At 35.8% G+C, this 8318-nt stretch carries 11 protein-coding genes; 7 read left to right on the plus strand and 4 right to left on the minus strand.

Annotation, left to right across the window (positions count from 1 at the left end; translation table 11 throughout):
* Window positions 1–258 precede the first annotated feature (258 nt).
* From CQA62_RS06575 to nadD, 4 genes are all read right to left on the minus strand, one after another.
* A complete protein-coding gene (locus tag CQA62_RS06575) occupies window positions 259–1389 on the minus strand; it encodes a tetratricopeptide repeat protein (protein WP_104725160.1) in 1131 nt (376 codons plus the stop codon).
* A 56-nt stretch (window positions 1390–1445) separates the two neighbouring features.
* Entirely contained in the window at window positions 1446–2648 is a 1203-nt protein-coding gene (locus tag CQA62_RS06580; protein WP_104725161.1) for a 2,3,4,5-tetrahydropyridine-2,6-carboxylate N-succinyltransferase, read from the minus strand.
* 176 nt (window positions 2649–2824) lie between these two features.
* On the minus strand, window positions 2825–3169 hold the full coding sequence (rsfS, locus tag CQA62_RS06585; RefSeq protein WP_408609839.1) for a ribosome silencing factor: 345 nt from the start codon (window positions 3167–3169) through the stop codon (window positions 2825–2827).
* Between the two features lie 31 nt (window positions 3170–3200).
* The gene (nadD, locus tag CQA62_RS06590) at window positions 3201–3773 is read right to left on the minus strand and encodes a nicotinate (nicotinamide) nucleotide adenylyltransferase (RefSeq protein WP_104725163.1); all 573 of its coding nucleotides are present in this window, start codon (window positions 3771–3773) and stop codon (window positions 3201–3203) included.
* A gap of 116 nt (window positions 3774–3889) precedes the next feature.
* Between nadD and CQA62_RS06595 the strand changes: the two genes are divergently transcribed.
* Genes CQA62_RS06595 through acpS form a run of 7 tightly spaced genes read left to right on the plus strand, consistent with a single transcriptional unit; the run spans window position 3890 to window position 8059 of the window.
* Window positions 3890–4111, plus strand: a complete 222-nt coding sequence (locus CQA62_RS06595) for a hypothetical protein (protein ID WP_104725164.1) — start codon at window positions 3890–3892, stop codon at window positions 4109–4111.
* Between the two features lie 2 nt (window positions 4112–4113).
* Complete coding sequence (locus CQA62_RS06600) at window positions 4114–4386, plus strand: hypothetical protein (RefSeq protein ID WP_104725165.1); 273 nt, start codon at window positions 4114–4116, stop codon at window positions 4384–4386.
* Window positions 4364–6226 carry a primosomal protein N' gene (locus CQA62_RS06605; RefSeq protein ID WP_232006823.1) on the plus strand — a complete coding sequence of 621 codons (1863 nt, stop codon included), beginning with the start codon at window positions 4364–4366 and terminating at the stop codon, window positions 6224–6226. The genes CQA62_RS06600 and CQA62_RS06605 overlap by 23 nt, the downstream gene beginning before the upstream one ends.
* Before the next feature lie 25 nt (window positions 6227–6251).
* Entirely contained in the window at window positions 6252–6596 is a 345-nt protein-coding gene (locus CQA62_RS06610) for a hypothetical protein (protein ID WP_104725166.1), read from the plus strand.
* The gene (gene rsmD, locus CQA62_RS06615) at window positions 6593–7165 is read left to right on the plus strand and encodes a 16S rRNA (guanine(966)-N(2))-methyltransferase RsmD (RefSeq protein ID WP_104725167.1); all 573 of its coding nucleotides are present in this window, start codon (window positions 6593–6595) and stop codon (window positions 7163–7165) included. Before CQA62_RS06610 ends, rsmD begins: the two co-directional genes overlap by 4 nt.
* 1 nt (window position 7166) lies before the next feature.
* Window positions 7167–7688 (plus strand): flagellar basal body-associated FliL family protein, encoded by a 522-nt coding sequence (locus CQA62_RS06620; protein WP_104725168.1) that lies wholly within the window; start codon window positions 7167–7169, stop codon window positions 7686–7688.
* On the plus strand, window positions 7685–8059 hold the full coding sequence (gene acpS, locus CQA62_RS06625; RefSeq protein WP_104725169.1) for a holo-ACP synthase: 375 nt from the start codon (window positions 7685–7687) through the stop codon (window positions 8057–8059). Before CQA62_RS06620 ends, acpS begins: the two co-directional genes overlap by 4 nt.
* The last annotated feature ends 259 nt before the right edge of the window (window positions 8060–8318 follow it).

The following is an 8318-nucleotide window of genomic DNA, read 5'->3' on the forward strand; positions in this document are numbered from 1 at the left end:
CTCCTTTTTTTAAAGGCAACCTAAATAAAAGCTTAGACAAAATCAAATCTTAAATTAATCAATCTTACACTAAAATTTACAGAGATGTTCATAAAATTTTGAATTTTTCTTCTAATTTTTATAATCTTTTAGATTTATCTAAGAGGTTTCATTGCAGAATTGTTAATTGTATTCTAAAGTCATTGATCCCTCAGATCTGAGGGAGAGATTTGATTTATGGGAGAGGTATTAATAAGCTAGAGAGTGTAAGGAAGGAAACTACCTCCCAAACATTCTAATCCCTGCGGAATTGGAATTGCTGATTCTGTAATTTTGGCATGCTGTTTCAAAACCATTTTGGCAAGCATAGGCAAAGAGCTCCATTGCCCTAAGTTTATCTTGTAAGACCCCTCGTCCATTATCATATAAAACCCCCATATTATTACAGGCACTCATCACCCCTCCAAGACAAGCCATATCAAAGTATCTTGCAGCATTAAAATAGTTCACTGGTGTTCCAGCATCACCTGTTGCATAAAGATAACCAAGGTTTGCACAACCTACCATATCTCCTTGAGAACAAGCAATATAATTCATATCAATTGCGCCTAAACGATCTTTATCAATCCCATAGACATTGTAAGTATTGCTCATAAGGCCAAGATTATAGCAACCAAGCTCACTTCCAAGATTGCAAGACTTATTATAAGAATTAAGTGCTTGGTAGTAATTTTTGGGAGTGCCTACGCCATTAGCATACATCCATCCAGCATTATTGCATCCTGCACTATCTCCTCCTTCGCAACCCACAAGAAAATATTGAAGTGCTTTTTCTTTATCGACTTTTACACCTGTTCCCTCATCATAAGCAATTGCTAGATTTGTACAAGCTACACTATCTCCTCCAGCACAGGCTTCAAAAAAATATGCTACAGCCTTTTCTTGATTATTGATTGTGCCTTGTCCATACATATGCATCAATCCAGATCCAAAGCATCCAGCAGGATTTCCTTCATTGCAAGATTGCTTAAAGAGTTTAAGGGCTTGTTTCATCTTTCCTTGTTTTGCCAGATCTATTGCAGCATTGAGTGTAGGCACAGCCTGAAATTTTTCAAGCTTAAAATTATCAGGATAGGTTGGAGCGATATCACGTGTTGTTTTTGGGATAGATGCATTAGGCGGGAATGAAATATTAGGATCCCTTTCCCCTTTTTTAAGAGGTTGTTGTGCTTCTTGGGGTTGTGCAGGTTGAGTGGCTTGTGGCGTATTTTGAGCAACTTGGGGTAGTGGAGATTGAGCACTTTGAGCATTGTCTTGAGGTGTTTGGGGGGTAGGTGCTTGAGTATCACCCTCTGCTCCAAATACGCTCATTCCACAAAAAATAATCCCTAATAATGCAATCCTTAGCATATCAAACTCCTAGTTCTAAAACTTTTTTGAATAGTAAAGCAAGACTTGTTCCTTTTTTAGTGCAAATCCGTATTAAGTTTGATTTCTCTATTGCTTCTAAAAGCAATCATTTTACCAGTCTGCGAATCTGCTCTAAAGTGGATACCATTTTTACCTGAAAGTTCCTTTCCTTTATAGAGTCCACTTTCTTTGATCTGAAAATCTGCATTAATGGATTTAATCTTTTGAGCTTCTTCTTGAGTAATAGCAAAGATTGTCCCAGCTAAAACCGCAATCCCGCCATCAACAATACATCCATCTCCTAGGCTAATTCCTGTGGCACTATTTACTCCTAAAAGACAATTTTTTCCAATACTGATAGGATCATTATTGCCTCCACTAAGCACTCCTAAAATACTTGCACCACCTCCTACATCTGTGCCCTCACCAATAATCACTGAGCTTGAGATTCTTCCCTCATTCATGCATGCTCCCATAGCTCCAGCATTGAAATTCACATAAGAAGCTCCGGGCATTTGTGTATATCCTCCACTTCCAAGATAAGCTCCAAAGCGAGTTTTGGCACTATCAAGGAGGCGGATATTGTCATATTGAGGGATAACTTGCATTAAGTAGCGAGGAAATTTATCAACAAAGTCAATAGCGGGATATTCACCTCTCATTTTTAGTTCAATTTCTTTTTCTCTCAAATAATTTAGCTCATAAGGTTGATTTCCGCTCCAAGCAACATTTTCAAGCAAACCAAAGATTCCATCAAGCACTAGACTTCTTAAAGGTGCTTTTCCAAGTGAGAGAGCAAGGAGTTTCATATACGCACTTTCCACACTCTCACATTGAGCATCTTTATAAAGGATGCATAATCTATAGCGAGGTTTTCCTCCTCGAGTATAAAGATCCCCTCTATCATAGGCGTATTTAAGTTCTAATAAAACCTTGATATTAGGATGGGTAGAACAAGAAAGAGCCTCTGGCATATAAGGAGCAAAAATCTCTAAAGCTTCAAAGATAAATTCTTCATTAATCCCAAAAATTGCTTCATTCTCACTTTGAGCTAGAGGGATAGCACTCTGTGAAGCTTTAAGAAATACAGCAAAGCTTCCAAAATTTTCTTCCCAATTAAGCACAGGATAAGTTGCACATAGGGTTTTTCCACTTTTTTTACCCAACTCTGAGCGACAGATTCCAAACCCAAGAGGTTTGCGATAAGAGCTAGAATTTTGAGTTTGTTCAACAAATGCTTTAAAATCTTGCAGTGTCATAATTTGCTCCTTAAACTAGGTTGTGTTTTACTTAGAAATTATAATACTTTAATCAAATAAAAAAAAGAGAAAGAATGGGGATGACTTATGCAAGATTGATTGGTAAATCTATCCTCTAGCACCAAAAAGCTAGTTATAGCTGTATTAAATCTTTTAAGTAGGCTAGAGGATAGCCATTAAAGTGAGGAAGGTAGATTTTGGGGTTTTCCTAAGGTTTTGAGAAATTCCTCAAGATTAAATTTTTTTCTGTGTGTATCTGTAAAGATATGAATCATCACGTCTCCAAGGTCGGCAATAATCCAATCCTCACTCTCTTCTTCAGTTCCATAAAACTCTACACCTTGAGCTTTAAGGTTGGTTTTTAGGGTGTCAAGGAGAGCAAAAGAATGCTTACCTACAAGTGCGGTAGCAATTACGACATAATCTGTAATATAATCCTTACCCCTAAGGTCAATTACCTCAATATCTTCAGCCTTTTTTTCATCTAAAAGCTGAGTGATTGTTGTGATAAGTTTTTCCACTATATTTCCTTAAATTCTGATTTTTTAGATTCTATCTTAAGCCTTGCAAAAATTTAGGCAAAAATTCTTTTTTCTCTCCATTTCTAATTTCTGTTGATGAGACAGGAATATCGAGTGTAAGGGTTTTGTAGGGGAAGTTTGGAGGTAAAATATAACTTTTGCGTGTAAGAAAAATAAATTCAGCCAAGTTTTTAAGCTCATTAAACTTATCCCAAGTGTGCAAATGTGAAGCATTATCTGCCCCTACAAGGAAATAGAGTTTTGAGATGTTGTAGTGTTTTTTAAGATATCGGAGTGTGAGGATTGTGGGGGTGGGTTTATTTTGATTGATTTCAAAAAGGCAAAGGGAGACTTTGTGATTTTTAATATTTTGCTTGATTGCACGTTTAAGCCATTTTACTCTTTGATGGGAAGAGAAAGTGGTATGAGATTTAAAGGGATTGATAAAAGCAGGAATAAGTAGGCAGAGTGTAGGGTTTAGAGTTTTAAGTGCGACTTTTAGTGCATAGATATGCCCCAAGTGAATGGGGTCAAAACTTCCTCCATAAACCAGCAGTGAGGCAATCTTTTTTCTAGATTTGATAGTGTGGTGAAGAGATTTCATTCTTCCTCTTTTGAACTTGAATTTATTGCAGACAAAAAGTATAAACCCCCTAGAGTTTCAAAGCATTATGGTAAAATCATCAGATATTATTTTACATTATTATTTGAGGGGATTTTATGTCAGCTTTAGAAAAACTTATCAGCAAAATTGATGCACTTTGTCAAAAAATTGAAGATCAAAAACAAACCATTAAAGAGCTTGAAATACAAAATGAACTTTTAGAAGAAACTCTTAGAAAAAAAGAAGTTGAGCTTTCTGATTTATTGGCACGTCAAAGCAGTGAAGATTCTAAACTTGAAGCACTTTTTAGTCGTGTTGAGGGAGCATTGGAGCGATAAAAATGGAAGAGACAATCAAGGCAACAATTAAAAGTAAAGATGGGACAAGGGTCTTTGCTCTCCCCACTAGAGTTGTCTCACAAAAAACACAAGGGATATTAAGAAGATTTTTTGAAGGTAAGGAATCTGTTACGATTGAAGATACTCTTTCATTTTTAATTACTTCTATTGAGGCAGAAAGTAGAATGAGTGAAAAAAATCTTCAGCTTCAAGAAGAAATTAAAAAACAACAAACTAAAATTGAGGAGCTTTGTGACAAGCTTGAACATCTGTAATTACTATCAAATTGCTATTCTTGATAGTTATTCTCCACTGCTTACTTATTATTCCTACTCACCTTTGAATAAGGGTGAGATTATAAGATGCACTTTGGGACATAAAGATGTGCTTGGCGTAGTGATTTGCGAGGTTGAAAAACCAGAATTTCAGTGCAAAGAGCTTGTTTGTACAAATCTCTTTTTCTCTGAAATGCAAATAGATCTAGCTTATTTTATTGCACAATACTATTGCACCTCTCTTGGCAAAAGCTTTGCACTCTTTCAATCTTTTTCATCCCATTGCATTCTTCCTCTATCTTCTCTATCCTTAAAACCTGCGCTCACTCTTTCTTCGATCCAAAATCAGGTTTACAAAGCAATGAAGCATCGGCAATTTTCCCTTCTTTTTGGAGAAACAGGGAGTGGGAAAAGTGAGGTGTATATTTATTTGATCTTACAAAAACTCCTTGAGGGGAAACAATGCTTGTTTTTAATCCCTGAAATTGCCTTAACTCCTCAAATGCAAACAAGATTAGAAGTGGTCTTTGGGGAATATATGGGAGTGTGGCATTCTAAAATCTCCCAATCTAAGAAGAAAAAACTTTTAGAGAAGATAGAAAAAGGGGAGATCAGACTCATTATTGGCACAAGAAGTGCCTTATTTTTGCCTTTTTGTGATTTGGGATTGATTATTGTTGATGAGGAGCATGATGATTCTTATAAATCTCAAACTTCCCTACGATATAATGCAAGAGACTTAGCAATATATATGAGCAAAGCTTTTCACTTCCCTTTAATCCTTGGCTCGGCTACTCCAAGCTTGAATAGTTATTATTTGGCAAAAAAACAAAATGCAATTTTTGCTCTCCCCAAGCATTTTAATTCTCATAATACGCTTCTTACACTTAATGAGCCCTCAGAGCTTACACAGAGTATCATTACTCATATTCAAAAAGCACTCAAGCAGCATAAGCAGGTGATGATCGTTTTGCCCACAAGGGCAAATTTTAAATCTATCATTTGTGCAGATTGTGGAGAGGGAATCCAATGTCCTTTTTGCAGTGTTGGAATGAGCTTGCATCTTAGAGAGCATAAAATGCAGTGCCATTATTGTGGATACTCTCAAGCCCTTGTGCATACTTGCCCTAGTTGCGGGGGTTCACATCTTCTCTCAAAACGTATCGGGACAGTTCAGGTCGCTCAAGAGCTTGGTGAGATTTTTAAAGATTATTGTATTGAGATTTTTGATCGCGACCATATTAAAACACAAAAGCAGCTTGAAAAAACTCTTAGAGAATTTCAAGAAGAAAAGATTGACATCTTAGTGGGGACACAGATGCTTAGCAAGGGTCATGACTATCACAATGTGGCATTGGTAGTGATTATGGGGCTTGATTATGTATTAAAAAGTGGAGATTATCGTGCAAGGGAGAGGGTTCAGTCATTATTCTTTCAAATTAAGGGGAGGGGAGGGAGAAAGCATGATGGGGAAGTGATATTACAAACCCTTAATGCTGAATTTTTTTCTTATGATACTTATGAGGACTTTTTAGAAGATGAGTTGCACTTTCGTGAAGGATTGTATCCTCCTTTTGTGCGTTTAGCAACATTAACTTTCTCCCATAAGCAAGAAAAAAAAGCACAAGAGAATATGCAAAAAGTTTTGCAAATTGCCCAAAATAATCCATATGGTGTATATGCTGTTGGGAGTAGTGCATTAGTTTGTAAGATTAAAACCCAGTATCGTTATATGATTTTATTACGTTCACAGAGTGTGAGTGCCTTACTTAAGTGTGTAAGAGAATTAAGTGGATATGAAAAGTGTGAGATTGATATAGATCCACTCAATATTGTGTAAAATTATAAGAAAAATGGAGTAGTCAATGAAAATTGCCTTAGAGTGTCAATCCCTCTTACTTCAAGATTCTTTACGTTTTTATCTTTCAAGCTATTTGTGTGATGTGATGGAGTGTGATTTTGTCATCAGTGATTATTTAGAAAGAGGGCCAAAGCCTGTGTATCGTCTTTGTTTAAAAAATAAGACCCTGCCCTTTATTCCAGAGAGATTGATTGGAGATTTAGAAGCTTTTTATCAAATACAATGCAAAAGGTCTGCCTCTAGCATAGCAAGAAATGCACGGAGTGATGATGAACTCAAAGAAGAGATTCAGGCCTTGCTCATGGAATTTAGTGATAAATTTTTACAGGTGATTAAAAAATACAAATGAGTATGCTTAAAGTCATTGGAGGAAAATATAGGGGGATGAGGTTAGAAATGCTCGAGGCTACAACAACACGACCCACAAAAGCAATTTTAAAAGAATCATTATTCAATGTTTTACAAAATGATATTGTAGGAAGAGTCTTTATTGAGGGATTTGGTGGAAGTGGTTCTGTAGGAATTGAAGCATTGAGTCGAGGGGCAAGTGAAGCCATATTTATAGAAAAAGATGAGCAAGCTTTGCAGATTTTAAAAAAAAACCTCACTCGATTAAGAGATGAGAAAACAGAGGTTTTGCAGGGTGATAGTTTTACGCTTTTACATTCTGTGATTGAGAAAATTCAGAAGAAGGGGATTTTATATCTTGATCCCCCATTTTGCATTAGAGAAAATATGCAAAATGTTTATATACAATGTTTTTCTCTAGTGGAGCGCATCATTAATCCTTATCTCAATCTTGTGATTTTTGAGCATCTCAGTGAGTATGAAATGCCAAAAAACTTGGGGAATTTCTGTATAATCAAGTCTAGAAAATTTGGAAAAAGCACATTAAGCTATTATGTAAAGGAAGTCTAAGATGGCAGAAGAGGAAATCAAGGAAGAGAAAAAGAGTAATAAGGGTTTAATCATCGCAATTGTGGGGATTTTAGTTCTTTTAATTTTAGCAATTGTTATCATTGTGTTTATTTTTTTGGGCGGGAGTAAAGAAGCTCCAGCCGAAGGTGAAGCAAGTCAAACAAAAGAGAGTACAGAGCAGCAAAGAGGGGTTACGCAAAGATCAGATTTTGTAAAATTAGGACCAACTTTTGTGATCCCTGAACCATTTGTTGTCAATCTTATGGGGCAAAATGGAAGACGCTATGTGAAGGCTCAAATCGCTTTAGAGCTTTCTTCACCTGAACTTCAAAAAGAAGTTACAACTAAAATTCTTCTTATTAAAGATATTATTATTCGTGTGATGTCTTCAAAAACTTTTGAAGAAATTTCAACCCCAAAAGGAAGAGATAAGCTTAAAGAGGAGATTGTCCAAGAGATTAATACTTATATAGTGGATGGCTATATTAAAAGCATTCTTTTCTCAGAATTTATCATTCAATGATTGGAATCGATCTTACAAGTATCTCGCGTATTCAAAAATCTTATAAGCGATTTGGGAAACATTTCTTAGATCGCTTTCTCTCTATTGAAGAACAAAATCTTTGTCTCAAATCTGATCAAAGTCTTAATTTTGAGCGTTTAGCTTCGTTTTGGGCAATTAAAGAGGCTATTTCTAAGGCTTTGGGTGTAGGGATTGGTGCTGAGATTGGGTTTTTACATATTGTCATTAATAAAGATCTTAGAGGTGCTCCAGAAGTGAAATTAATCCCAGAAAAAATGAAATATTTTAGGATAAAAGAAATTGCTGTGAGTGTAACGCATGATTCAGGATTAGCCATTGCTTCTGTAATGATTACAAAGATTGATTCTTAACCCCCCCCCCCATACCAACAACTCATCCATAAAAACATTCCTATATCTTTAAACAAATCTCTTTGTGATTAAAAACCTCTTGTGTCATTATAAATAAAAGCTTAAAAGAAATAAAAATAAGATAAAACAATCAGGATTAACCCTCATTCATAATACCCTAATAAACAATAGAGCCCCGACTATTCTCTAGGGGGAGAGAATAGTCTATTAAGACTTAAAGGAGACGCTTAATGAAAAAAACAGTAAACTATCTTGAAGG

The organism is Helicobacter cholecystus (assembly GCF_003364215.1).
Taxonomy (GTDB): Bacteria; Campylobacterota; Campylobacteria; order Campylobacterales; family Helicobacteraceae; genus Helicobacter_G; species Helicobacter_G cholecystus.

Excerpts from the sequence above, each read along its gene's own strand:
- CQA62_RS06575 (WP_104725160.1), bottom strand. The coding sequence starts at position 1,389 with ATGCTAAGGATTGCATTATTAGGGATTATTTTTTGTGGAATGAGCGTA.
- CQA62_RS06580 (WP_104725161.1), bottom strand. The coding sequence starts at position 2,648 with ATGACACTGCAAGATTTTAAAGCATTTGTTGAACAAACTCAAAATTCT.
- nadD (WP_104725163.1), bottom strand. The coding sequence starts at position 3,773 with ATGAAATCTCTTCACCACACTATCAAATCTAGAAAAAAGATTGCCTCA.
- CQA62_RS06595 (WP_104725164.1), top strand. The coding sequence starts at position 3,890 with ATGTCAGCTTTAGAAAAACTTATCAGCAAAATTGATGCACTTTGTCAA.
- CQA62_RS06600 (WP_104725165.1), top strand. The coding sequence starts at position 4,114 with ATGGAAGAGACAATCAAGGCAACAATTAAAAGTAAAGATGGGACAAGG.
- CQA62_RS06610 (WP_104725166.1), top strand. The coding sequence starts at position 6,252 with ATGAAAATTGCCTTAGAGTGTCAATCCCTCTTACTTCAAGATTCTTTA.
- rsmD (WP_104725167.1), top strand. The coding sequence starts at position 6,593 with ATGAGTATGCTTAAAGTCATTGGAGGAAAATATAGGGGGATGAGGTTA.
- CQA62_RS06620 (WP_104725168.1), top strand. The coding sequence starts at position 7,167 with ATGGCAGAAGAGGAAATCAAGGAAGAGAAAAAGAGTAATAAGGGTTTA.
- acpS (WP_104725169.1), top strand. The coding sequence starts at position 7,685 with ATGATTGGAATCGATCTTACAAGTATCTCGCGTATTCAAAAATCTTAT.